This is a genomic window from Baekduia soli, from assembly GCF_007970665.1.
GTDB classification, from domain to species: domain Bacteria; phylum Actinomycetota; class Thermoleophilia; order Solirubrobacterales; family Solirubrobacteraceae; genus Baekduia; species Baekduia soli.
The window spans coordinates 823,342-845,970 of sequence record NZ_CP042430.1 but is presented as its reverse complement, the minus strand read 5'-3'; the positions used below and the strand labels follow the sequence as shown (position 1 = coordinate 845,970).

General features: G+C 72.7%; 21 protein-coding genes and 1 pseudogene. 12 read left to right on the top strand and 10 right to left on the bottom strand.

Annotation, left to right across the window (positions count from 1 at the left end; translation table 11 throughout):
* Window position 1: 1 nt before the first annotated feature.
* The 4 genes from FSW04_RS03895 to FSW04_RS03880 form a co-directional block, all read right to left on the bottom strand.
* The gene (locus FSW04_RS03895; protein ID WP_146916455.1) at window positions 2–1,240 is read right to left on the bottom strand and encodes a Stp1/IreP family PP2C-type Ser/Thr phosphatase; all 1,239 of its coding nucleotides are present in this window, start codon (window positions 1,238–1,240) and stop codon (window positions 2–4) included.
* Between the two features lie 2 nt (window positions 1,241–1,242).
* Window positions 1,243–1,746 carry an FHA domain-containing protein gene (locus FSW04_RS03890; RefSeq protein ID WP_187369511.1) on the bottom strand — a complete coding sequence of 168 codons (504 nt, stop codon included), beginning with the start codon at window positions 1,744–1,746 and terminating at the stop codon, window positions 1,243–1,245.
* Window positions 1,747–1,748: 2 nt separating this feature from the next.
* Complete coding sequence (locus FSW04_RS03885) at window positions 1,749–2,531, bottom strand: FhaA domain-containing protein (RefSeq protein WP_187369233.1); 783 nt, start codon at window positions 2,529–2,531, stop codon at window positions 1,749–1,751.
* Window positions 2,532–2,595: 64 nt separating this feature from the next.
* Entirely contained in the window at window positions 2,596–4,278 is a 1,683-nt protein-coding gene (locus FSW04_RS03880; RefSeq protein WP_187369232.1) for a serine/threonine-protein kinase, read from the bottom strand.
* Between the two features lie 119 nt (window positions 4,279–4,397).
* Here FSW04_RS03880 and FSW04_RS03875 point away from each other — a divergent pair, with 119 nt between their 5' ends.
* From FSW04_RS03875 to FSW04_RS03860, 4 genes are all read left to right on the top strand, one after another.
* Window positions 4,398–5,522 carry a hypothetical protein gene (locus FSW04_RS03875; protein ID WP_146916447.1) on the top strand — a complete coding sequence of 375 codons (1,125 nt, stop codon included), beginning with the start codon at window positions 4,398–4,400 and terminating at the stop codon, window positions 5,520–5,522.
* A 58-nt stretch (window positions 5,523–5,580) separates the two neighbouring features.
* On the top strand, window positions 5,581–6,102 hold the full coding sequence (locus tag FSW04_RS03870) for a DUF4446 family protein (RefSeq protein WP_146916445.1): 522 nt from the start codon (window positions 5,581–5,583) through the stop codon (window positions 6,100–6,102).
* Window positions 6,099–6,950 (top strand): prephenate dehydratase, encoded by an 852-nt coding sequence (gene pheA / locus FSW04_RS03865; protein ID WP_146916443.1) that lies wholly within the window; start codon window positions 6,099–6,101, stop codon window positions 6,948–6,950. The genes FSW04_RS03870 and pheA overlap by 4 nt, the downstream gene beginning before the upstream one ends.
* Window positions 6,951–7,104: 154 nt before the next feature.
* Window positions 7,105–7,611 (top strand): HNH endonuclease, encoded by a 507-nt coding sequence (locus tag FSW04_RS03860; RefSeq protein ID WP_187369231.1) that lies wholly within the window; start codon window positions 7,105–7,107, stop codon window positions 7,609–7,611.
* A 357-nt stretch (window positions 7,612–7,968) separates the two neighbouring features.
* Here FSW04_RS03860 and gyrA read toward each other — a convergent pair whose 3' ends face one another.
* The 6 genes from gyrA to dnaA form a co-directional block, all read right to left on the bottom strand.
* Complete coding sequence (gene gyrA, locus FSW04_RS03855; protein ID WP_146916439.1) at window positions 7,969–10,542, bottom strand: DNA gyrase subunit A; 2,574 nt, start codon at window positions 10,540–10,542, stop codon at window positions 7,969–7,971.
* A gap of 57 nt (window positions 10,543–10,599) precedes the next feature.
* On the bottom strand, window positions 10,600–13,035 hold the full coding sequence (gyrB, locus tag FSW04_RS03850) for a DNA topoisomerase (ATP-hydrolyzing) subunit B (RefSeq protein WP_146916438.1): 2,436 nt from the start codon (window positions 13,033–13,035) through the stop codon (window positions 10,600–10,602).
* A gap of 210 nt (window positions 13,036–13,245) precedes the next feature.
* Complete coding sequence (locus FSW04_RS03845; protein WP_146916437.1) at window positions 13,246–13,569, bottom strand: DUF721 domain-containing protein; 324 nt, start codon at window positions 13,567–13,569, stop codon at window positions 13,246–13,248.
* Window positions 13,566–14,681 carry a DNA replication/repair protein RecF gene (gene recF, locus FSW04_RS03840; protein ID WP_146916434.1) on the bottom strand — a complete coding sequence of 372 codons (1,116 nt, stop codon included), beginning with the start codon at window positions 14,679–14,681 and terminating at the stop codon, window positions 13,566–13,568. Before recF ends, FSW04_RS03845 begins: the two co-directional genes overlap by 4 nt.
* A 6-nt stretch (window positions 14,682–14,687) precedes the next feature.
* The gene (gene dnaN / locus FSW04_RS03835; RefSeq protein ID WP_146916432.1) at window positions 14,688–15,815 is read right to left on the bottom strand and encodes a DNA polymerase III subunit beta; all 1,128 of its coding nucleotides are present in this window, start codon (window positions 15,813–15,815) and stop codon (window positions 14,688–14,690) included.
* A 136-nt stretch (window positions 15,816–15,951) separates the two neighbouring features.
* On the bottom strand, window positions 15,952–17,340 hold the full coding sequence (gene dnaA, locus FSW04_RS03830) for a chromosomal replication initiator protein DnaA (protein WP_146916429.1): 1,389 nt from the start codon (window positions 17,338–17,340) through the stop codon (window positions 15,952–15,954).
* Between the two features lie 301 nt (window positions 17,341–17,641).
* Between dnaA and rpmH the strand changes: the two genes are divergently transcribed.
* From rpmH to FSW04_RS03790, 8 genes and pseudogenes are all read left to right on the top strand, one after another.
* Window positions 17,642–17,776 (top strand): 50S ribosomal protein L34, encoded by a 135-nt coding sequence (rpmH, locus tag FSW04_RS03825; RefSeq protein WP_146916427.1) that lies wholly within the window; start codon window positions 17,642–17,644, stop codon window positions 17,774–17,776.
* A gap of 2 nt (window positions 17,777–17,778) precedes the next feature.
* The gene (gene rnpA / locus FSW04_RS03820) at window positions 17,779–18,201 is read left to right on the top strand and encodes a ribonuclease P protein component (RefSeq protein WP_228430871.1); all 423 of its coding nucleotides are present in this window, start codon (window positions 17,779–17,781) and stop codon (window positions 18,199–18,201) included.
* A gap of 29 nt (window positions 18,202–18,230) precedes the next feature.
* The gene (yidD, locus tag FSW04_RS03815; protein ID WP_267128283.1) at window positions 18,231–18,482 is read left to right on the top strand and encodes a membrane protein insertion efficiency factor YidD; all 252 of its coding nucleotides are present in this window, start codon (window positions 18,231–18,233) and stop codon (window positions 18,480–18,482) included.
* 6 nt (window positions 18,483–18,488) lie between these two features.
* Window positions 18,489–19,469, top strand: a complete 981-nt coding sequence (locus tag FSW04_RS03810) for a YidC/Oxa1 family membrane protein insertase (protein ID WP_146916423.1) — start codon at window positions 18,489–18,491, stop codon at window positions 19,467–19,469.
* Window positions 19,470–19,931, top strand: coding sequence for a Jag family protein (locus FSW04_RS03805; protein WP_146916421.1), 462 nt, complete (start codon window positions 19,470–19,472; stop codon window positions 19,929–19,931).
* 529 nt (window positions 19,932–20,460) lie between these two features.
* Window positions 20,461–20,925, top strand: a complete 465-nt coding sequence (locus FSW04_RS03800) for a hypothetical protein (protein WP_146916419.1) — start codon at window positions 20,461–20,463, stop codon at window positions 20,923–20,925.
* Window positions 20,926–20,934: 9 nt separating this feature from the next.
* Window positions 20,935–21,147 (top strand): annotated as a pseudogene (locus tag FSW04_RS28295) (integrase core domain-containing protein); the annotation flags it as partial.
* A 766-nt stretch (window positions 21,148–21,913) separates the two neighbouring features.
* A complete protein-coding gene (locus tag FSW04_RS03790) occupies window positions 21,914–22,624 on the top strand; it encodes a 16S rRNA (guanine(527)-N(7))-methyltransferase RsmG (protein ID WP_187369230.1) in 711 nt (236 codons plus the stop codon).
* Window positions 22,625–22,629: the final 5 nt, after the last annotated feature.

Here is a 22,629-nt window from a genome sequence, read left to right as displayed (position 1 = left end):
GCTAGGACTGCCCGGCCAGGTCGCCGCGCTCGAGCTGACGGACGAGATCGACGGCGTCGTGCTGCGAGCGAAGCTTGTGCGCGGTCACGGTGTCGCGGACGCGGGGCGACAGCGTCTGCACCGGCACGCCGCTGATGAACTGCTGCTGGTAGAGGCTCAGCCCCGGCAGGTCGTAGGGCAGGCCCTGGTAGAGCGCCACGTAGCCGTCGTCGTCGGTGGCGACGAAGTAGACCGCCCGGCTGGCGATCCACGCGCCGCTGGCGACGATCGCCAGGAGCACCACGACGGCGGTCAGCGCCTTGAGCGGCCCGCTCCAGCGCCGCCGCCGGCGCACGGAAGGGCCTCCCGGCCGCCCGCCCTGGGGCGGGCGCGGGGCCCGCGGCGCGACCACGGGGCGCTCGGCGGCCTGCACCGCGCCGCGCGCCGTCGGGGCGGGCGCGGCCGCGCGGATCTCCTCGGCGCTCGGCGCCGCGGCGCCGGCCATCGTGCGCTGGCTGCCCAGCACGCCGCCCTCGCCGGGGGTGATCTCCTCGACGCGGAACAGGACGACCGTGATGTTGTCGCGGCCGCCGGCGCCGTTGGCGGCGGCGACCAGCCGCGACGCCGCCTCGCCGAGGCTGCCGGCCGCGGAGATGATGCGCGCGACCTCGGCGTCGTGCACCATCGAGGTCAGGCCGTCGGAGCACAGCAGGAACACGTCGCCGTCGCGCACGGGCCAGGTGAGGTGGTCCACGACGACCTCGCCCTCGATGCCCAGCGCCCGCGTGATGATCGAGCGCTGCGGGTGGTCCTCGGCCTCCTCGGCGCTGATCTGCCCGCGCCGCACCAGCTCGCCGACGAGCGAGTGGTCGTCGGTCAGCTGGGAGAGCTCGCCGTCGCGCAGGACGTAGAAGCGGCTGTCGCCGACGTGGGCGATCGCGAGGTCGTCCTCGGCGACGTAGGCCGCGGTCAGGGTCGTCCCCATGCCGGCGTGCTGCTCGTCGGCCTGCGCAAGGGCGTGCACCGCGGCGTTGGCGCGCTCGACGAGGCCGGCCAGGCGCTCCTCGGCCGATCCGGGGCCGTCGGGCAGGCCGCCCTTGAACACCTCGACCGCGGTCTGCGAGGCGACCTCGCCCGCCTGGGCGCCGCCCATGCCGTCGGCGAGGACGAACAGCGGGGCGCTCACCCAGTAGCTGTCCTCGTTGGCGGGGCGCTGTCGGCCCGTGTCGGTCCGGGCGGCGTGATCGGCGACGCGGAGCACGGCTACCGGTCCAGGAACGTGAACTCGCTGTCGCCGATGCGCACGCGGTCGCCGGGATGCAGGGGCTGCGGGCCGCTGAGCAGCTCCTCGTTGAGGTAGGTGCCGTTCGTCGACCCGAGGTCCTCGAGCACGATGACCCCGCCCTGGCGCACGAGCCGGGCGTGGCGCGAGGAGGCGAACGGGTCCTCCAGGCGGATCTCGGCCTGGTCGCCGCGGCCGAGCACGGCACCCTCCCCGACCTCGTACTCCATGCCCGCCACGTGCCCGGGCGCGCGCTCGACCACCAGGCGCGGGTCGGGCTCGCCCTCGGGTCCCCGGCCCGCCGCGGTCGGCGAGTAGATGCCCGTCGCGTCGGCCGGCGGCGGCGCCGGCGTGTAGCCCTGGGGCGAGATCGTCGCCGACGTGCGCCGCAGGTCCTTGAGCGCGTTGCGTGAGACCCAGAGCAGGAACAGGTAGAGGATGGCCAGGAAGCCGAACTTCAGCGCGACGGCGACGGGATCCAGCACGGCTACTCGACCTCGAACCCGATGTCGACGGTGCCCAGCTCGACGCGGTCGCCGCTCTCCAGCGGGTGGGGGCCGTCGACCCGGCGGCCGTTGACGCGCACGCCGTTCGTCGACCCGAGGTCCTGGATCAGCCATCCCGGGCCGCTCGGAGAGATCTGGGCATGGCGGCGCGACACGTTGGAGTCGTCGAGGACGATGTCGCACTCGCGGCTGCGGCCCAGCAGGGCGCCCGAGGACGGGACGACCAGCCGCTTGCCGTCGGCGACGACGACCGCGTGGCGGCGGGCGACGCCGGCGCCCGAGCCGACCTCCTCCAGCGCCGACTGGTGGCGGTCGCTGGAGGAGTAGACCATCGTGTGGCCCATGTCCGCGGGCCGCGGGGGCGCGGCGGCGGCTCCGGCCGACGCACCGCCGGCGGGCTCGACCAGGCGCGCCTGGATGCCGAACTCGCCCAGGGCCAGGCGCTCGTCGGTGCGGAACTCGATCTGCGGGCGGCTGACGAGCACGAGGCGCTCGCGGCGGGCGTGCTCGAGCAGGTAGGCGCCGAGCTCGTCGATGACCGACGCCTCGACACCCTCGTAGCGCTCGCGGTCCTGCGGCGAGAGCCAGACGACGTACTCGTTGGGCACGTAGGTGCGCGACACGGAGACCGTGCGGTGCTCGTCCATCTCCTTGGCGAGCTTGCGCGCCAGCTCGACGGGGCGGACCTCCGACCTGAAGACGCGGCCGAACGTCCCCTCGACGAGGCCGGCGATCTTCTCTTCGAGACTGCGGAGGACGCTCATGCCAGGAGGGACGTACTTCCCCGTCGGGGAGACCGCCCACACGGGGTGGGGGCGGTGATCCATGCTACGCAAGCGAAACGTGCGCCGGGCTGGCCACGTGACGTCGCACGACAAGCGCGATCGCGCCCGCCGCCACCGCGCCCGCCACGACCCTGCCCGTCGGCGCCGTGCTGACGGCCTGCACGGCGGCCGCCAGCCCCGCCGCCCAGGCCACGGCGCCGACGACATCGGCCGCCGGGACGCGCCCGCGCACGAACGCCGGGAGCAGAAGCGCGGCGACCGCCCACACGCCCGCGACGGCGACGGTCGGGCCACTGGCCACGGCCGTGACCGCGTCCCAGCCCCCGTGGGCGCCCGCGGGGGCGCCGAGCAGCAGCCGCCGGCCCGTCAGCACCTCGGCCAGCGCGAGCCACCAGGCCCCGAGCGCCCCCACGGCGGCGCGGTGCAGCGGGCGCGCCATCCGCCCCGTCAGGGCGGGGAACGCACCCGCGATCGCCGCCAGCCCGAGCAGCGGGGCGGCCGCCGGCAGCGACCAGGCCGGCGCGGGCGCGCCGCGCAGCAGCATCGGCACGGGCAGCACGGCCGCGCCGACGAGCCAGGCGCGGTCGGGCGCCGGACCCGCGAGCCACCCGACGACGGCCGCCGCCGCGGCCGTCCAGGCCAGGCGCGGCAGCAGGATCGCCGCCAGGGCGGCCACCAGGGCGCCGGTGGCCGGCGCGACGGGGGCGTCGGGGGGAGGCAGCCCGAGCAGCGCCGCGGCCGTCAGGCCGCCCGTCGCGGCCGCGGCGGCCGCGCGGGCGGGCAGCCCGCTGCGCACCGGGGGCGCGACGGCGGCGATCGGCTCCAGCGCCCCGCCGGCGATCGTCCCCGGTTCGTCGTCGACGTCGGCCAGCGCGCGGGCCAGCGCGCGGCGCAGGTCCGCGAGCGTGCCGCGGTCCTCGGGACGGGGCCACACGGCGGCGTCGATGGCCTCGCAGAGCTCGAGCGGGAGGTCGCGGCGCAGGCGGCCCAGCGGCGGCAGGCGCCGGCCGACCCGGCGTGCGGTGGCCCCGGCGCCGCGCGCGCGGACCGGGTTGACGCCCGACAGGCCCTCGTAGAGGCAGAGCGCCAGCGCGTAGAGGTCGGCTGCTGGACCGACGTCGCCGCCGTCGGCCTGCTCGGGCGCCATGTAGGCCAGCGTCCCGACGACGTCGCCGGTGCGCGTCAGCGCGTCGTCACCGGCGATGCGGGCCACGCCGAAGTCGGTGAGCTTGGCCGGTGGCCCGCCGTCGGTCGTGCCGTCGGGCCCGGCCTCGGGGATCAGGATGTTCGCGGGCTTGACGTCGCGGTGGATGATGCCGCGCTTGTGGGCGTGGGCCAGCGCGTCGCACAGCGCGACGCCGATCGCCACGACGTCGCGGTCGGACAGCTCGCCGTCGGCCAGCAGCCGCGCGTAGGTCTCGCCGTGGACGAGCTCGGAGACGAGGTAGACGGCCTCCTCGTCGGCGCCCGCCTCGTGCAGCGCGACGATCGCCGGGTGCTGCAGGCGCGCGGCGGCGACGCCCTCGCGCCGGGCGCGCTGGGCGGTGCCGGCGTCGCCGGTCGGGATCCGCTTGACCGCGACGGCCCGGTCGAGCTTGAGGTCGTGGGCCAGCCACACCACGCCGAACCCGCCCCCGCCGAGCCGCCTCAGCAGGCGGTAACGGTCCAGGACCACCTCCGCGGGCTCGGAGGCGGGGCTCGAGGTCAGGTGCTCGGCGGTCTCCACCGACTCCCCGTTCCGGGCCCGATGCAGGGGTCCTGCGCACGGGCGCGAACTTGCACCAGGGCGTGACAACGGCCGCGCCGGTCATACTGGCCCCTTCGCCCGCGCGACCAGGAGCGGACGTGTCCTTCTTCGACGACGAGCCCGACGAGCCCACCCGAGTCACCAGGCCGGCCCGCCCGCGCCGTCCCGCGCCGCGCGGAGGAGGGACCGCGGCCGCACCCAGGCCCGACGTCGTCGCCAAGCGGCGGATCGGCTTCTTCGCCGTCCTCGCGGTCGTCGCGCTGCTGCTCATCTTCCTCTTCAAGAGCTGCGCCAGCAGCCGCCACAAGACGGCGCTGAAGAACTACAACCGCGACGTCGCCTCGGTCATCCAGAGCTCCGACGACCAGGTCTCCAAGCAGCTCTTCGACGTGCTCGGCGGCGGGGGCCAGGCCGCCGACGTCCAGGTCGCCGTCCAGCAGGTGCGGATCGTCGCCGAGGAGGACGCCAAGCGGGCCCGCGCGCTCAGCCCGCCCGGCGACACGGAGACCAAGGCGGCCCAGCGCGACCTCGAGCTGGCCCTGGACCTCCGGGCCGAGGGCGTGCGCAAGATCGCCGACCAGATCACCAAGGCGCTGAGCAACCAGCCCAGCGCGGTGGCCGCGATCAACACGATCACGGGGCAGATGCAGGCGTTCCTGGCCTCCGACGTGATCTACTCCCAGCGCGTGGCGCCGCTCATCCGCCAGGCGCTGGACCGCAACGGCATCGGCGACCAGACCATCGCCGGATCCAAGTTCCTGCCGAGCATCGGCTGGCTCGATCCCGGCCAGGTCGGCGACAAGCTCAACCCCGACGCCGGGGTCAGCAGCGGCGCCAAGGCCGGCCAGCCCAGGCCGGGCACCCACGGTCACGGCCTCGTCAGCGTCACGGCGGGCTCCGTGACGCTGCAGCCGGGGACCATCGTCAACCGCGTGCCGGCGACCGCCCCGCTGCCCGTCGACGTCACGTTCGCCAACCAGGGCCAGAACGACGAGACCAACGTCACGGTCTCGGTCAAGGTCACCGGCGGCCCCAAGAACATCTCGGTCAAGAAGCGGCTGAACCAGACCAAGGCCGGCACGAACGCCACGGTCACGCTGCAGCTCAGCACGGTCCCGCCGCGCGGCACGTCGGCGACGATGACCGTCGCCGTCGCGCCGGTCCCCGGCGAGAAGAAGACCGACAACAACACCCAGCACTACACGATCCTCTTCACCGGCTGACCGGCCGCCCGCGCCCGCGCGGCGCGTCCTCTCCGGACGGGCCAGTAACGTCGGGAGCGTGGATGCATCGACCGCGGGGATCGTCGCGATCGCCGGCTGCGCCGTCGCGGCCGCCGCACTCGTCGCCGCCCTGATCGCCGTGCTGGCCCTGCGCCGCCTGCGCGCCGACCAGCGGGTCGTGCTCGGCGGCGGCGCCCCCGAGGACCTCGTCGCGCACGCCTCGCGGCTCGACCAGGAGTTCCGGGGGCTGCACGCCTACGTCGGCGACGTGGCGGCGCGGCTCGACGGCCGCCTGGCCACGGCCGAGGAGCGCCTGGACGGCGCGATCGCCTACCGCGGCCTCGTGCGCTTCGACGCCTACAACGAGATGTCGGGCCGCCAGTCCTGCTCCATCGCGCTCCTGGACGCCCGCCGCTCCGGGATCGTCCTGTCGAGCATCCACCACCGCGACCAGGCCCGGCTCTACGTCAAGCACCTCGTCGGCGGGACGCCGGAGCTCGAGCTGTCGCCCGAGGAGGCCGAGGCGGTGCGGGTGGCCCTCGCCGGCGAGCCGCCCCCCGAGCCTCCGCCGCTGCCATGAGGCTGGGCTTCCTCGGTCCGCAGGGCACGTTCACGCACGCGGCCCTGCTGGCCTCGCGCCACGCGGAGGGCGCGCAGGCCGTCCCGTTCGCGACGGAGCGCGAGACGATCCTCGCGGCCGAGTCCGGGGCGGTGGACGCCGCGCTCGTGCCGATCGAGAACGCGCTGGAGGGCGGCGTCAACGCCACGCTGGACACGCTGGCCCTCGACGCGCCGCAGGCCCGGATCGTCGGCGAGGAGCTGCTGGCGATCTCCCACGCCCTCATCGCGCGCCCCGGCGTGGCCGAAGCCGCGATCGAGGTCGTCGTCTCCCATCCGCAGGCCCTCGGCCAGTGCCGGCGCTTCCTGGCCGATGTGCTGCCCGGGCGCCGCGCGGTCGCCGCCACGGCCACCGCCGAGGCCGTCCGGACCGTCGCCGCCGCGACGGAGCCCTGGGCCGCGATCGGTCCCGCCGCCGCCGCGGCACTGCACGGCTGCGTGGTGCTGCGGGAGGGCATCGAGGACGAGCACGGCAACGTCACCCGCTTCATCTGGGTCGCCGGCCCGGGTCCGCCCGAAGCGCCGTTCGCCGCGGGCGCCGGCGGCGCGTGGAAGACCTCGCTCGTGTTCCACGGCGCCGGGGACACCACGCCGGGCTGGCTCGTGGGCTGCCTGGGCGCATTCGCCTCCCGGGGCATCAACCTCGTGCGCATCGAGTCGCGGCCGCTCAAGCGCGGCCTGGGCCACTACCAGTTCCTCGTGGACTTCGAGGGCCGCGCGCAGGACCCCGACGTCGCCGGGGCGATCGCCGCGCTGGCCGCCCACTGCGAGCAGGTGCGCGTGCTGGGCTCCTACCCCGCCGCCGCCTGAGCGGCGGATCCGGCGCGACAAGGCGGCGGATCCCCGCAGGTCCGGGTGGTACGGTTCCGCGTGGAATCGCGGTCCCATGACCCTCCCGCCACCACACCCGATGCGGTCCGCGTCGCCCGACGAGCACCGGCGACGCGGACGTGATGGTGGCCGGGTGCTCGTCCTCAACGCGTCGTACGAGCCGGTCAACGTGTGCACGGTGCGCCGCGCCGTGGTGCTCCTGCTCAAGGCCAAGGCCGAGGTCGTGGAGAACGCGACCTGGGAGCTGCGCTCGGAGCGCGCGACGATGTCGCGGCCCGTCGTCATCCGGCTCGTGACCTACGTCGTCGTCCCGCGCGACACGCACCGGCGCAAGATCACGCGCCGCGCCGTCTTCGCCCGCGACAACTGGACCTGCCAGTACTGCGGGTCGCGCTCCAACCTGACCGTCGACCACGTCATCCCCCGCTCCAAGGGCGGCTCGTCGACGTGGGACAACATCGTCGCCTCGTGCGCGCCCTGCAACCGGCGCAAGGCCGACCACCTGCCCGACAAGGCGGGGATGCATCCGCGGCGCACGCCAACGATGCCCCAGCCCCACGTGTTCATCCACGTCGCGACGCCGACGATCCCGGCGGCGTGGCGCCACTGGCTGCCGGCCGACGCCGAGGCCGCGGCGTAGCCCGCGCACGGCCGGCGGTGCACCGGCCACCGGGTGGTTAAACGGCGAAGGACGCCGCTGCCGCGGCGCCCTTCGCACACCACTGGACTGGACTTTGCTCGCACCGTGACGGTCTGACGGCCGGAGGGACGAAACCCGGCATCACAGGGGCGAGGGTGGCCCGGCGTGGATTCGCTGGATCAACTCCAGCCCCGACCGATCTAGCGGCCGGCCACCTCCAGGGTCCCGCAAGTACTATGACTAGATATTCGGACCACCTCCTTTCTCTGGTAGGCGCAATGTAGCACCCCATTCCGACGACCTGTGACGGTCTTCGGAGGCCGGCGTCGCTGCCCGGACGGAGATGGCCCGCCGCCGCTACGCGTCCTCGGCGAGATCCTCCTCGGCGTCCTGCGGCTCGTCGGTGTCCAGGGGCGCCGGCGGCTCGGTGGCCTCCACCGTCACGGCCTCGCCCTCGACGTCCAGCGTGGTCGCGCCGTCGTCGTCCTCGGACTCCACGATGAGCGCCACGGCGCTGACCTGGTCGCCCTCGCGCGGGTTCATCACCCGCACCCCGGTGGCCGAGCGGCCCTGCTGGGAGATGCCGCGCACGCCCGTGCGCTGGATCATCCCGTTCTGCGAGATGAAGACGAGCTCCTGATGGGGCCGCACGACGAGCGCGCCGGCCAGGCCGCCCTTGGCCTCGGTCAGCTTGATGGTCAGCACGCCCTTGGCGCCGCGTGAGGTCTTGCGGTACTCGTCGATCCGCGTCCGCTTGCCGTAGCCGGCCTCGGTCATGACAAGCAGGTCCATGTCGTCGCGCGCGACGTCCATGGCGATGACCTCGCCCTCGTCGCCGACGTCCATGCCGCGCACGCCGCCGGTGTCGCGGCCCATCGCCCGCGCCTGGCTCTCCTCGAAGCGCACCGCGAGGCCGGCGCGCGAGATCATCATGATCTCGTCGCCCTCGTCGACCCGGCGCACCGCGATCAGCTCGTCGTCGTCGCGGATCTTGATGGCGATGATGCCGTCGGCCTTGATCGGCGTGTTGTAGGCCTGGAACTCCGTCTTCTTCACGACGCCCCTGCGCGTGGCGAAGACGAGGTAGGGCGACTCCGCGAAGTCGCGGGTCGAGAGCACGGACTGGATCCGCTCGTTCTCGCGCAGCGGCAGGATGTTGACCAGCGCCCGGCCCTTGGACTGCCGCGGGCCCTCGGGGAGCTCGTAGACCTTGGAGCGGTACACCTTGCCGCGGTTGGAGAAGAAGAGCAGGAAGTCGTGGGTCGAGCACACGAAGAGGTGCTCGATGTAGTCACCCTCCTTGAGGTCCATCCCGGTGATGCCGACCCCGCCGCGGCGCTGCTGGCGGTAGGTGTCCAGCGGCACCCGCTTGATGTACCCCGACTTGGTCATGGTGATGACCATCTGCTGGTCGGCGATGAGGTCCTCGATGTCGAGCTCGTCCTCCGACGGCGCGATCTCCGTGCGGCGCGGCTCGGCGAAGCGCTCGGAGATCTCCAGCAGCTCCTCCTTGATCAGCGCGCGCACGTTGGCCTCGTCGCCCAGCAGCTCGCGCAGCTCGCGGATGCGCTCGGTGACGTCGGCGTGCTCCTGCTTGATCGAATCGCTCTCCAGCGCGGTGAGCTGCGACAGGCGCAGGTCGAGGATCGCGCTGGCCTGGATCTGCGACAGCGAGAAGCGGGTGACGAGCTCCTCGCGGGCGGACTCGCGGTCGCGCGACTGGCGGATGACCTCGATGACGGCGTCGAGGTTGTCCAGGGCGATGAGCAGGCCCTCGAGGACGTGCGCACGCGCCTCCTTCTGGGCCAGCTCGAACTTCGCGCGCCGGACGATGACCTCGCGCTGGTGGGCGACGTAGGCCGAGAGGACCTCGCGCAGCGACAGCGTCCTCGGGACGCCGTCGACCAGGGCCACCATGTTGACCCCGAACGTCGACTGCATCGGGGTGTGCTTGTAGAGCTTGTTGAGGACGACCTTCGGGTTGACGGCGCGCTTGAGCTCGATGACGAGACGCATGCCGCGGCGGTCGGTCTCGTCGCGCAGGTCGGAGATCTCGGGGATCTTCTTCTCGCGCACGAGGTCGGCGATCTTCGTGATGAGGCCGTTGTCGCCGCCCTTCTTGACCGCGTAGGGCAGCTCGGTGACGATGATCGCCTCCTTGCCCTGGTGGATCTCCTCGATGTGCGCCTTGGCGCGGACCTTGATGCGGCCGCGGCCGGTCTCGTAGGCGTCGCGGATGCCCGAGCGGCCCATGATGATGCCGGCGGTCGGGAAGTCGGGGCCCTGGATGTGGGTCAGGAGCTCGTCGAGCTCGACGGACGGGTCCTCGAGGAACGCGACGGTCGCGCTGATGACCTCCTCGAGGTTGTGCGGCGGGATGTTGGTGGCCATCCCGACCGCGATGCCGGTGCCGCCGTTGACGAGGAGGTTGGGGAACCGGGACGGCAGGACCGTCGGCTCCTGCTTGGACCCGTCGTAGTTGGGCGTGAAGTCGACGGTGTCCATGTCGATGTCACGGACCATCTCCATGGCGATGCGCGTCAGCCGCGCCTCCGTGTACCGCATGGCCGCCGCGTCGTCGTCGTCGATCGAGCCGAAGTTGCCCTGGCCGTCGACGAGCATGTGGCGCATGGAGAAGTCCTGCGCCAGCCGCACGAGCGTGTCGTAGATCGACGCGTCGCCGTGCGGGTGGTAGTTGCCCATCACGTCGCCGACGATGCGGGCCGACTTGACGTAGGGCCGCGTCGGGCCGAGGCCCGCCTCGTTCATGGCGAAGAGGACGCGGCGATGGACGGGCTTGAGGCCGTCGCGGACGTCGGGCAGCGCGCGTCCGACGATGACCGACATGGCGTAGTCGAGGTACGCGTTGCGCATCTCGTCCTCGAGCGCGCGCGGCTCGATGTTGCCGCCGCCGATGACGTCAGTGGCCATGCGTCCTCACCTCCTTGGTGGTGGTAGAGCGGTTCCGTGCCGCGCAAGCGCGGCGCATCAGACGTCGAGGTTGACCACGGCCCGCGCGTTCTGCTCGATGAAGGCGCGGCGCGGCTCGACCACGTCGCCCATGAGCATCGTGAACAGGCGGTCGGCCTCGGCCGCGTCCTCGACGCTGACCTGCTGCAGGGTGCGCGTGGCCGGGTCCATCGTGGTCTCGCGCAGCTGGTCGGGGTTCATCTCGCCCAGGCCCTTGAAGCGCGACACGTTGACGCCGCGGCGCGCGACCTCCAGGACGGCGTGGCGCAGCGCCTCGAACGAGTAGGCCTGCTCGGACTTCTCGCCGAGCGCCACGCTGAACGGCGGCGCGCCGGCCAGCTCGACGAGCTGGGCGTTGACCTTCACGAACTGGTGGTAGTCGTTGGAGTCGAACAGCGAGCGGGCGAGGCGGTGCGTCTGGGCCAGGCCGCTCTGGCGCTCGATCGCCTTGACCACGAGCAGCTCGTCGTCGGAGGTGAGGATCTCCGTCGTGTGCGGGCGCGTCTCGTCGTTGCGCTCCAGCGACGCGACGACGGCCGCCAGGTCGGCGGCCTGGTCGTCGAGCAGGCCGGCCTCGCCGAGGAAGCGCACGGCCTCGTGGCCGTGCTCGGCGCGCAGCGAGCTGCCCCAGCCCTCGAACTGCTTGAGCAGGCGCGAGTAGCGCTGCCATCGGGCCTCGGTGAGCCTGAACTCGGCGCCGGTGCGGTCGGCGACGTGGATCTTCTCGAGCTTGTCGGAGAGCAGGAGGTCCTCGAGCTCGGACTCCTTCTCCAGGTAGCGCTCGCTGCGGCCCTGCTTGACCTTGTAGAGCGGCGGCTTGGCGATGTAGACGTAGCCGGCCTCGATGAGCTCGGGCATCTCGCGGAACAGGAGCGTGAGCACCAGCGTGCGGATGTGCGCGCCGTCGACGTCGGCGTCCGTCATCAGCACGACCTTGTGGTACCGGGCGTTCTCGAGGTTGAACTCGTCGCGGATGCCGGTCCCCAGGGCCGTGATGAGGGCCTGGACCTCGACGTTCTTGAGGACGCGGTCGATCCGCGCCTTCTCCACGTTGAGGATCTTGCCGCGCAGCGGCAGGACGGCCTGGGTGTGGCGGTCGCGCCCCTGCTTGGCCGAGCCGCCGGCCGAGTTGCCCTCGACGATGAAGATCTCGGCCAGCGACGGATCCTTGACCGAGCAGTCGGCCAGCTTGCCGGGCAGCGGCGAGTTCTCCAGCGCGCTCTTGCGCCGGGTCAGGTCGCGCGCCTTGCGGGCGGCCGACCGGGCCTGCGAGGCCTGGACGGCCTTGCGGATGATCGCCCGCGCCTCGCCCGGGTTCTCCTCCAGGAACTCCGCCAGCTTGGTGTTGACGACGTTGGCGACGAAGCCCTCCATGCCGGGGTTGCCGAGCTTGGTCTTGGTCTGGCCCTCGAACTGGGGGTCGGCGAGCTTGGCGGAGATGACGGCCGTCAGGCCCTCGCGGATGTCCTCGCCCGTGAGGTTGTCGTCCTTCTCCTTGAGCTCGCCCTTCTCGCGCGCGTAGCGGTTGACCGTGCGGGTCAGCGCCGAGCGGAAGCCCGAGAGGTGCGAGCCGCCCTCGTGGGTGTTGATGTTGTTGGCGAACGAGAAGACCGACTCCTGGTAGGTCCCGTTCCACTGCATGGCGATCTCGACGTAGCCCTCGTCGGAATCGCCCTCGAAGAAGATGACCTTCTTGCCGAGCGGCTCCTTGTTCTCGTTCAGGTACGAGACGAAGTCCTCGATGCCGCCCTCGAAGTGGAACTCCACGCGCTTGCCGGCCGCGCGCTCGTCGGTGAGCGTGATGCGCAGCCCGCGGGTGAGGTACGCCGTCTCGCGCAGGCGCTGCTCGAGCACGCCGAAGTCGTGCTCGACGGTCTCGAAGATGTCGGCGTCGGGCAGCCACGTGACCGACGTCCCCGTGCCGGCGCCCTTGGGCAGCGGATCGCCCTTGCGCAGGTCGTAGCGCGGGACGCCGCGGTCGTACTCCTGCGTCCAGACGTGGCCCTCCACGTGCACGTCGACACGCACCGTCTCCGAGAGCGCGTTGACGACCGAGACGCCCACGCCGTGCAGACCGCCGGAGACCTTGTAGCCGCCGCCGTCGCCGAACTTGCCGCCGGCGTGCAGGACGGTCAGCACGACCTCGACGGCCGGGCGCCCCTCCTTCTCCACGATGCCGACCGGAATGCCGCGCCCGTCATCGACGACCGTGACGCTGTTGTCGGGGTGGATCGTGACGTCCACCCGCGAGGCGAAGCCGGCCAGGGCCTCGTCGACGGAGTTGTCCACGACCTCGTAGACCAGGTGGTGCAGGCCACGGAGCCCCGTGGACCCGATGTACATGCCCGGGCGCTTGCGGACCGCCTCGAGGCCCTCGAGGACGGTGATGTCCTGGGCTCCGTAGGCGGCCGAGCCCTGGCGCGCATCTTTCTGCTTGCCGTTCTCGTTCGCCATGTTCGTGACTGCGTTCCTGACGCAGAACGCCCCGGTCCCGGGCTCGGTCGAGCCCGACCGGGGCGGGGGAAGTAGTTGTCAGAAGGATAGCACAACGACCCGCCGAACCCGGGCAGCCCGGCCACCGTAAAGACCTGCAAATGCGGGCAAAACGAGGGTGTTCTGCATCGACTTGCCCCGCCGTTCTCCGCCCCGCCAGGGCCGCGCGCCTCAGTCCTCGCCGCGGGCGGCCCACGAGCGGGGCGCGGCGGCGGCGCAGCGCAGGCCCGAGATGCGCTCGGCGCCGAGCGCCGCGTTGATCCGGCCGACGAGCTCGGGGCCCATGAGATCGAGCTCCTGGGCCCACACGGAGGACCGGCAGGTGACGGTCAGCGTGCCTCCGCGCTCGGCGGTCGGCAGCGCCTCGCGGGCGATCGCCGCCCCGACGGCGTCGGGCCACACGCGCTGGACGTCGGCCAGCGTCGTGCGCGGCGCCAGGCGGTCGGTGAGGTCGCCGATGGCCGACGACAGCGGCCTCGGGCTGCGGCGCCTCATGCGGCCCGGCTCGCCACGCCGGCGTCCTGGAGCACGGAGCCCGGCGCCACGGAGAGGCGCACCACGCCGGGGGCATCGGCGCCCGGGACGTGCGCGAGGTCGGTCGTCGTGATGACGGCCTGGCCGCCGTCGTCCAGCCGGGCGACGAGCAGCGCCCGGCGGTCGGCGTCCAGCTCGCTCATCACGTCGTCGAGCAGCAGGAGCGGCGGGGCGCCCCGCTCGGCCGCCAGAGCCTCCCGCTCGGCCAGCAACAGGGCCAGCAGCCCCAGGCGCTGCTCGCCCTGGGAGCCGTAGGCGCGCAGCTCGCGCCCGTCGCGGATCAGCAGGAGGTCGTCGCGGTGGGGGCCGTGCTGGGTGAACCCGCGCTCGAGGTCCGACCCGCGGCGCTCGGCGAGTTCGGCGGACAGGGCCTCGGCGCCGGCGGCCCGCGACCGCGGCCGGTAGCGCAGCTCGGCGGCGCCGGCGAGCCCGAGGTCGGTCGCCTGGGCGCCGAAGCGCTCCGCGACGAGGTCGACCGCCGCCGCGCGGTCGTCGCGCAGGGCCACTCCCCACCGCGCCAGCTCCGCATCCCAGGCGTCGAGGGCCGCGGGCCCGACGCGGCCGGCGCGGATCCGGCCGAGCAGCGCGTTGCGCTGGGCGAGGGCGCGCGTGTAGGCGACTCGGGTCGCCGCACGCGCCGGCCAGAGCGCCGTGACGAGCTGGTCGAGATGCGCCCGCCGCAGCGACGGCGCGCCCTTGACAAGCTCCAGGCGGTCGGGCAGGAACACGCTGATGAGCGGCCGCGCCGGGCTGTCGGCCATGCGCTCGACGGGCGCCCCGTCCACGCGCAGCCGCTTCGGCGCGCCGGGCTCGAACCCGACGCTGAGCTCGTGGCTGCCGTCGCGGTCGCAGACGTCGACCTCGACCCGCGCCGCGGGGGCGCCGAAGCGCACGACCTCGCGCTCGTTCGTGGTGCGGCAGGAGCGCGAGGTGCACCCGAAGTACAAGGACTCCAGCAGGTTGGTCTTGCCGGCGCCGTTGGGCCCGTGGACCACCGTGAGCGACGGTCCGATCGCCACCTCCGCAGCGGCGTAGGTCCGGAAGTCGCGCAGCCGCAGGCGCTCGACCCGCACCGGCGCCTACACGTTCAGGCGGATCGGCATGATCAGGTAGAGGAAGCCGCTGTCGTCGGCGCCCTCGATCAGGCCGGGCCGCAAGGGGCTGATGAGCTTGAGCAGCAGGTCCCCGGACCCGACGCTGTCCAGGCCGTCGCGCAGGAAGTCGGGGTTGAAGCCGATCTCGAACGCCTCCCCGGCGAAGGGCACCGGCAGCGGCTCGCTGGCCTCGCCGACGTCGGGCGTCTGCGCCGACACGGTCAGCTCGCCCTCGGCGAAGCTCAGGCGCAGCGGCGCGTTCTTCTGGGCCATGAGGCTGATGCGCTTGACGACGTCGCCGAGCTCCTCGCCGCTGATCCGCAGCTGGTGCTCGTAGCCCTCGGGGATGAGCTGGCGGTAGTTCGGGAACTGGCCGTCGATGAGCCGCGAGGAGAGCACGGCCCCGCCGACCTCGAAGACGACCTGGTTGGCGCGGACGCCGATGCGGATGGCCTCGGCGCCGGTCGAGCCGACGATCGTGCGCAGCTCGTCGAGGGCCCGCGCCGGCACGTTGGCCTCGAAGCCGCCATCCAGCGGGCTCTCGAGCGTGGTCTCCTTGACCGACAGTCGGTAGGAGTCCGTGGCGACCATACGAAGGTCGGCGCCGGAGGCCGAGACGAGGATCCCGGTGAGGATGGGGCGCGTCTCGTCGCGGGAGGCCGACTTGGAGACCTTCTCGATCGTGGCCACGAAGGCCGCGGCGGGCACGGTGACGACCGTGTCCTGCGCGTCGGAGCCGCCGACGCCGGGCAGTGGCGGGAAGTCCTCGGCGCGCAGCGTGCGCAGGTGGAACTTCGCCGAGCCGGCCACCACCTCGACGTCCTGCTGCTCAGCGCGCAGCTCGAGCTCGACGCGATCGGCGACCTTGGGCAGGCTCCGGGCGACGTCGAGCAGCAGCCGGGCCGGCAGCACGACGGTGCCCTCGCGGGCGACCTCGGCCGTGAGCGGGACACGCAGCGCGATCTCCATGTCGGTGGCACGGAGCTCCACGCCGGTGGAGGTGGCCGCCACCTGCACGCCCGACAGGGCCTGCACGGCGCTGCGGGTGGAGGCCACGCGGGAGACGGCCTGGAGCTGGGCGAGCAGTTCGGCGCCCGACGTCGAAAGCTTCACGATGGAGACCTCAAGACGGATTCAGGAGTCATCAGGCCTGTGAAGATGTGGACAGACGCCAGGATGACCGGAGGTTGCGGGGTTCTCACGCACACGAGCCGATGGAGTCTGTCAACACCGCCGGTTGGACCCGTGCTCATGCGTGAGGCCCTGTGAGTTGTTCGGTGAGGGCCCGAACCGTCTCGTAGGCCTCCGGGTCGCTCCCGAGGCGGTCGGCGGCTCGCTTGCAGGCGTGCAGGACGGTGGAGTGGTCGCGGCCGCCGAAGGAGCGCCCGATGGCCGGCAGGGACTCGCTGGTGTGCTCGCGGGCGAGGTACATGGCCAGTTGCCGCGGCCAGGCCACGCGGGCAGTGCGGTTGGCGGAGATGAGCTCCTCGCGCGAGAGGCCGAACCGGCCCGCGACGAGCTGCTGGATCGCGGCGAGGGTGGGCGGGTCGGTCCTGCGGCGCTGGGCGCCCGGCCCGTAGAGCTGGGCGAGGACCTCCTCAGCCAGGGCGCGGTCGATCCGCGCGTCGGTGAGCGACGCGTAGGCCACGACCCGGATGAGAGCGGCTTCGAGGCCTCGGATGTTCTCGGCGACGCGATCGGCGATGAGCTCGAGCACCCCGTCCTCGGCGAGCTCGATGCCGTCGTGGTGCACGCGTTTGCGCAGCACGGTGAGCCGCGTGGCCTCGTCCGGGGCGCGGATGTCGACCAGGAGGCCGGACTCGAACCGCTGGCGCATGCGCTCCTGCAGGGCGTCCATGTCGCGGGGCGGGCGGTCGGAGGTCAGGACGAGCTGGCTGCCGGTCTCGTGGAGCGCGTTGAAGGTGTGGAAGAGCTCCTCCTCCGTCTTGACCTTGCGCTCGAGGAACTGGACGTCGTCGATGAGCAGCACGTCGTTGTTGCGGTAGCGCTGCTTGAAGGCCTCGACATCGCGGTTCTGCAGCGCGGAGAGGAACTCGTTCGTGAAGCGCTCGACGGTCGTGTAGCGCACGGTCATCCCGCCGCCGTAGGCCCGGACGTAGTTGCCGACGCTGTGCAGCAGGTGCGTCTTCCCCACGCCGGGCGGCCCGACGATGAAGAGGGGGTTGTAGGCCTGCGCCGGCAGCTCGGCCACGGCGAGCGCCGCGGCGTGCGCGAAGCGGTTGGCGTCGCCGATGACGAACTGCTCGAACGTGAACTTGGGGTTCAGGCGTTCGGTCTCGGGCCCGAAGAGCGGCTTGGCGTCGCCGGCGCCGGGCGTCGTCGGTGCGTCGCCGCGGGCACCACGGGGTCGGGCTGCCGCCGCAGGGCCGTCGGCCAGGGGCCGCAGCTCGATGCGCAGGGCGCCGGGCAGCAGGTCGCGGCCGGCGGCCTGCAGCACCGCGGCGAAGCGCTGCTCGATCCACGTACGGACTTCCGCCGGGGCCAGGAGGACGAGCAGGTCGCCCTCGAGTCCGCCGAAGCGCAGCGGCTCGAGCCAGATGTCGTATGTCGAGGCCGGGACCCGGCGCCGGAGCTCTGCCTGCAGGCACGTCCAGATGTGGTCGGGGTCCGTCGTCACGGCAGCGGTCTACGGGCTCCTCGGGAGCGGTGTTGCGAGGATGGGAGAGGAAGCCGGGGGTCCGGACGGCAGGGCCCGGCGCCGACGCGGTGAAAACGTAGCACGTGGTCTGGAGCCGTCAGGTCCGCCCCGGGCGGGCGATCCGAGCGACTCCGCAAATGACGGGAAATCGCGTCCGGAGCGGTGCCGCCGGGCCGTGTGGAAGTCTGTGGAGCCGCGTGGACGAAGCTGTGGAGGGATCGTCGCGGCGCCCGGCCCGCTAGACTGGCCCGCCGGTCACCGGACCCCTTGGAGCACTGACGTGAAGCGCACCTACCAGCCCAAACGACGCAAGCGCGCCCGCGCGCACGGCTTCCGTACCCGGATGTCGACCCGCGCCGGTCGCCTGACGCTCAAGCGCCGGCGCGACAAGGGCCGCAAGCAGCTGACCGTCTGACCGTGGAGGCGCCGGTTCGCGTGAGTGGCAGCGCCCGTCGCCAGAAGCGTGGCCGGCTGTCGCGCAGCGCGGAGTTCGAGCGTGTCTACCGGCAGGGCCGCTCCGTCGGCAACCGCCACCTCGTCCTCTACGTCTTCCCGCGTGGGGAGGCGACGCCGGCCCCTGAGCTGACCGCCGGCCCGCGCGTCGGCCTGTCCGTGTCGCGCAAGGTGGGCGGCGCCGTCGACCGCAACCGCGTGAAGCGGCTGCTGCGCGAGGCGTTCGCGCTCGAGGGGGAGCGCCTGGCCCCGGACAGCGACGCCGTGGTGGTCGCGCGGCCCGAGGCGAGGGAGCTCGCCGAGCGCGAGGGCCTGGAGGGTGTGCGCGCCGCGCTCGCCGACCTCGTCGGCCGCGCCGTCGGCGAGAAGTCCGCGGCAGCGTCGTGATCGCGCGGGTGGCCGAGGCCGCCCGTCGCGTGGCGGTCGCCCCCATCGTCGTCTACCAACGGGTGATCTCGCCACTGCTGCCGCGGCGGTGCAAGTACGAGCCCACGTGCTCGTCCTACGCCGCGCAGGCCATCAGGCGGTTCGGCATACTCCGGGGCTCGGTCCTCGCCGTGTGGCGGCTGCTGCGCTGCAACCCCTGGAGCCACGGCGGCTACGACCCCGTCGACGAGCAGCGCCTCTTCCGTCCGCAGCAGCCTTCAGCGCGGCATCCGCACGCCTAATCCCACATGGTCTTCATCACCGCGAACATCCTCCAGCCGCTCGTCGATGTCTTCGAGAGCATCCTGCGGTTCTTCCACGAGTCGATCGGTGCCAGCTGGGGCCTGTCGATCATCATGCTGACGATCGTCGTCCGCGCGGCCCTGCTGCCGCTGGCGGTCAAGCAGTTCCGCTCGATGCAGGGGCTTCAGCGCATCGCGCCGCAGCTCAAGGAGCTGCAGGCGAAGTACAAGGACGACAAGCAGCGTCTCCAGCAGGAGACGATGAAGTTCTATCAGGAGAACAAGGTCAACCCCTTCGCCTCCTGCCTGCCGCTCGTGGCGCAGCTGCCTGTGTTCTTGTCGCTGTTCTACATGCTGCGCAAGGACCTGCGCATCGACATCTGCCCCGAGATCAACATCGTCAACGGGCACCACCTGTCGAATCCGAAGCCGTGTGGTCCCACGGGCGAGTCGCAGTTCTGGTTCATCCACGACATCACCGACAAGGCGACGGGCACGGTCCTCATCGCGCTCCTCGTCCTGTACGTCGGCACGCAGTTGGTCTCCAGCCTGCTGATGATGACCGCGACGGCCGACCAGAACCAGAAGATCATCATGCTGGTCATGCCGTTCCTGTTCGTCGGCTTCGTGTTCCGGTTCCCGGCGGGACTGATCATGTACTGGATCACGACGAACTTCTGGACCATCGGTCAGCAGCAGTTCCTGCGTCGGGTGATCGGGAAGGGCGAGACGCCGGCGAGCATGGCGGCTGCTCACGCGGCCGCGGCCGCGGCCGGAGGCGGGTCCGTCGCCGCCGGCGGGGGTGGTGCGTCGTCGTCCGGCACCGGTGGCTCGGGCGGGTTGTTCGGGCGGATCGCGGGGGCCCAGGCGAACGCGGCGAAGGAGCGTAAGAGCGCGGCGAAGGCCCCGGAGGAGACGCGCGTGACCAAGGCGCCGCCCCCGCCCCCCAAACAGCGCAAGCGCAAGCGGTCCGGGCGGCGTCGGTAGATGCCCGAGCGGTCGCAGGAGGAGCGGCTCCAGGAGTTGCTCGGCCACATCGCGGAGGGCCTCGGCCTGGAGGCGACCGTCGAGGTCACGTCGGACGACGATGGCCTGGTCGGGACGCTGCACGGCGAGGACCTCGGCATCTTCATCGGCCGCCACGGGCAGACGATCGACGCGGTCCAGCACCTGGCCCAGCGGGTCCTGTTCGCCGATCCCACCGTGGAGCGGCGCCGGGTCGTGGTGGACGCGGAGGGCTATCGTGCCCGGCGGCGCGATGCGCTGGAGAAGCAGGCCGATGTCGCGGCGGACGACGCCATCCAGTACGGGCGGCCCGTCGCCCTCGACGCGATGACCGCGAGTGAGCGCAAGCACGTGCACGAGTACCTGCGGGAGCGTGGCGGTGTGGACACGCACAGCGAGGGCGACGAGCCCGAGCGGCACCTCGTGGTGACTCCCCTGCCCTAGGGGCGGTGCCGCGGCCGCGGGTGTTTCACGTGGAACGGTGGCCGTCGGTCTGGTTTGCGCCGAGGGTGGTCGGCGCGAGCGGGCCCCGTGTCGTCTGCTGGTGCATGGCGCGGAGTTGCCCAGCGGGGTGTTCACGTGGAACGTCGGACGACGGATCGCGATGCCTACGAAGTGGTGCACTCCGTCCCCGCGCTGGGCTGGGTGAGGTGCCTGCGGACTTGGTGAACACCTAGTCCCGGTTTTGCGATGGGAGATGTCCGGGCTCCCGCGCAGGCTGAGAGGTGCGAATCAGCTCACCGCTCCGAGGAGACCGGACATGACAGACCGTAGGTGTCGGTTCGGCCTGGCCGTGCGGGTCGAGATGGTCCAGCGCCGTGAGGCCGTGAATCGTTTCGGGCGAGCGCTCGTCGCTGGCGTGTTCGCCCAACAGGTCGACCGCGAAAGCTGATCGCCGGCCTCCGAGCGCGCCCACGCCGTACGAGCCAGTTTGTTGCCGCGTCGGCCGATCGCGACGTCCTGTCCGCATGCGTTGAGCGCGGCCCAGGCGCAGCAGATCCTTGACGCCCGGGCGCGGAGGAACTGGGGGCCGATGCGTTTGGCCGCGGTGACCGGCCGGCATCGCGCGACGGTGTGGAAGGTCCTCAAGCGCCATGGCGTTTCGCGCGGGCGACGCGGCGAGCGCCAGACGTTCAAGCGCTTTGAGTGGGGCCAGCCCTGCGCGTTGGGGCATATCGACGCCTACAAGGCACCGAAGCTCCCGGAACCCGGCCATCGCACGACCGGGCCGCGCGACCAGCGCGATCGCGTCCGCGGCCCGGGCCACGCGGTCGTCATGGCCGTCCAGGACGACCACTCGCGGATCGTCTACGCCGAGCTTCACAGCGCCGAGAGCGCCGCCAACGTCTCGGCCGGCCTGGCACGCGCGGCGGTCTGGATGCGCCAACAGGGTTGCGGCCCGATCGAGGCGGTCATGTCCGATAACGCCGAGTGCTAGACCGGCAACCTGTTTCACGCCACGCTGGCCCAGCTCGCCGCCAGCCAGATCGGCATCCCGCCCTACACGCCGCGCTGGAACGGCAAGCTCGAGCGGTTCGTCGGCACCCTCGAAGACGCATGGGCTCACCGCCGCATCTGGCCCACCTCAGACCAGCGCGACCGCAAGCTGTCAGCGTTCTTGAGGTACGAGAACCGCTGGCGCCCACACAGCGCCGCCGGCGGCCGGGCACCCATCACCCGCGTTCAGGTCCGCAGGCAGGGACAGCTGGCTCCGGGGCGACGCTTCGGGCCGCTCCGCCCGAGACCTTACGATCACCGGCGTCCCGTCGGCCTCCCGAGCCCCGGGGCGCGCACGCGCGGCCTCCCCTCGACGGTTTCACGTGCAACGGTCGCGTCGGGCACCCGAATGCGGACAGGAACAGCGAGCGAGGCGCGAGCCGCCCCTCATCTCACCGGATGCCATCCAGCCGACCGTCGGGCCACGGCGTTTCACGTGGAACACTCGAGCGGCAGCCGAACATCGGGTTCTCGTCGTCTGCAGCATCAGGATCGTCTCGTCTGGGCGGTCGTCAGGGGCGGTGCTGGGGACCCTCACGGTGTCCTCGGCGGCGGTCGCGCCCGCGGCGCGGGCCGAGGACTTCGGTCGTCACCGGGCGCTCGACGTCCGCCGCGATCCCCCGGGTCGCCCGGGACGACCGGGCTCGGGAACGCGCGGATGAGTCGTTGTCCTGGTGGCACCCTTCCGCGCTCGCGGGCGGGCAGCGCTTCCGCAAGGGCGATGGCGCATGCGGTCGTGCGCGAGTGGACTCCGGCCCGGCTCACGCTGTGGGGCTGGTACGCCCAGGTCGTCCCGGCCGAGCCGTCCCTGTTGCCCGCCGGGACCACGACGTGGGCACGGGTGCGCGCGACCGCGACCTCGCGGTGCGGCCGCCCGCCTGGCACACGGCCGGCAGACGTGGCGCCGACGCAGCCCCTACGCTCCCGCGGTGCCCGCCGCCCACGTCCAGGCCCGCCTGCAGGAGCTCAGTGTGCGCTGGGCGCTGCCCGCCACGGCTCCCGGGCAGCTCGCGACGCTGCTGACCGAGCTCGAGCTCGAGCCGTCGTCGGTCACGTCGGTCCGGGATCCGGCCGTCGCGGTGGACGTCCACGTCGCCGACGCGCTCTCGGGGCTGGCTGTGCCGGAGGTCCGCACCGCCGCGGCGATCGCCGACCTCGGCGCCGGTGGCGGCTTCCCCGGCCTGGCCCTCGCGGCCGCCCTCCCGGCTGCTCGCGTGACGCTGGTGGAGAGCGTCGGCCGCAAGTGCGAGTTCCTCGGGCGAGCGGCGTCGGCCGCAGGGCTCCACAACGTCGAGGTGCGCCACTCCCGCGCCGAGGAATGGCGTGACGGCCTCGGAACCCAGGACGTCGTGACGGCCCGTGCGCTCGCCTCGCTCGCGGTCCTCGCCGAGTACGCCGCCCCCCTCCTGCGAGACGGTGGCGCCCTCGTCGCGTGGAAGGCGAGGGTGGCACCGGCCGAGGCCGAGGCGGGCGCCACCGCGGCGGGCATCGTCGGCCTCGAGCCCCGCCCACCGGTCGCCGTGGAGCCTTACGCCGAGTCGGGCCGACGTGATCTCTACGTCTACCTGAAGGTTCGTTCCACCCCCGAACGATTCCCGCGTCGCCCTGGAATGGCCCGCAAACGACCACTCGCAGGCTGAGGTCG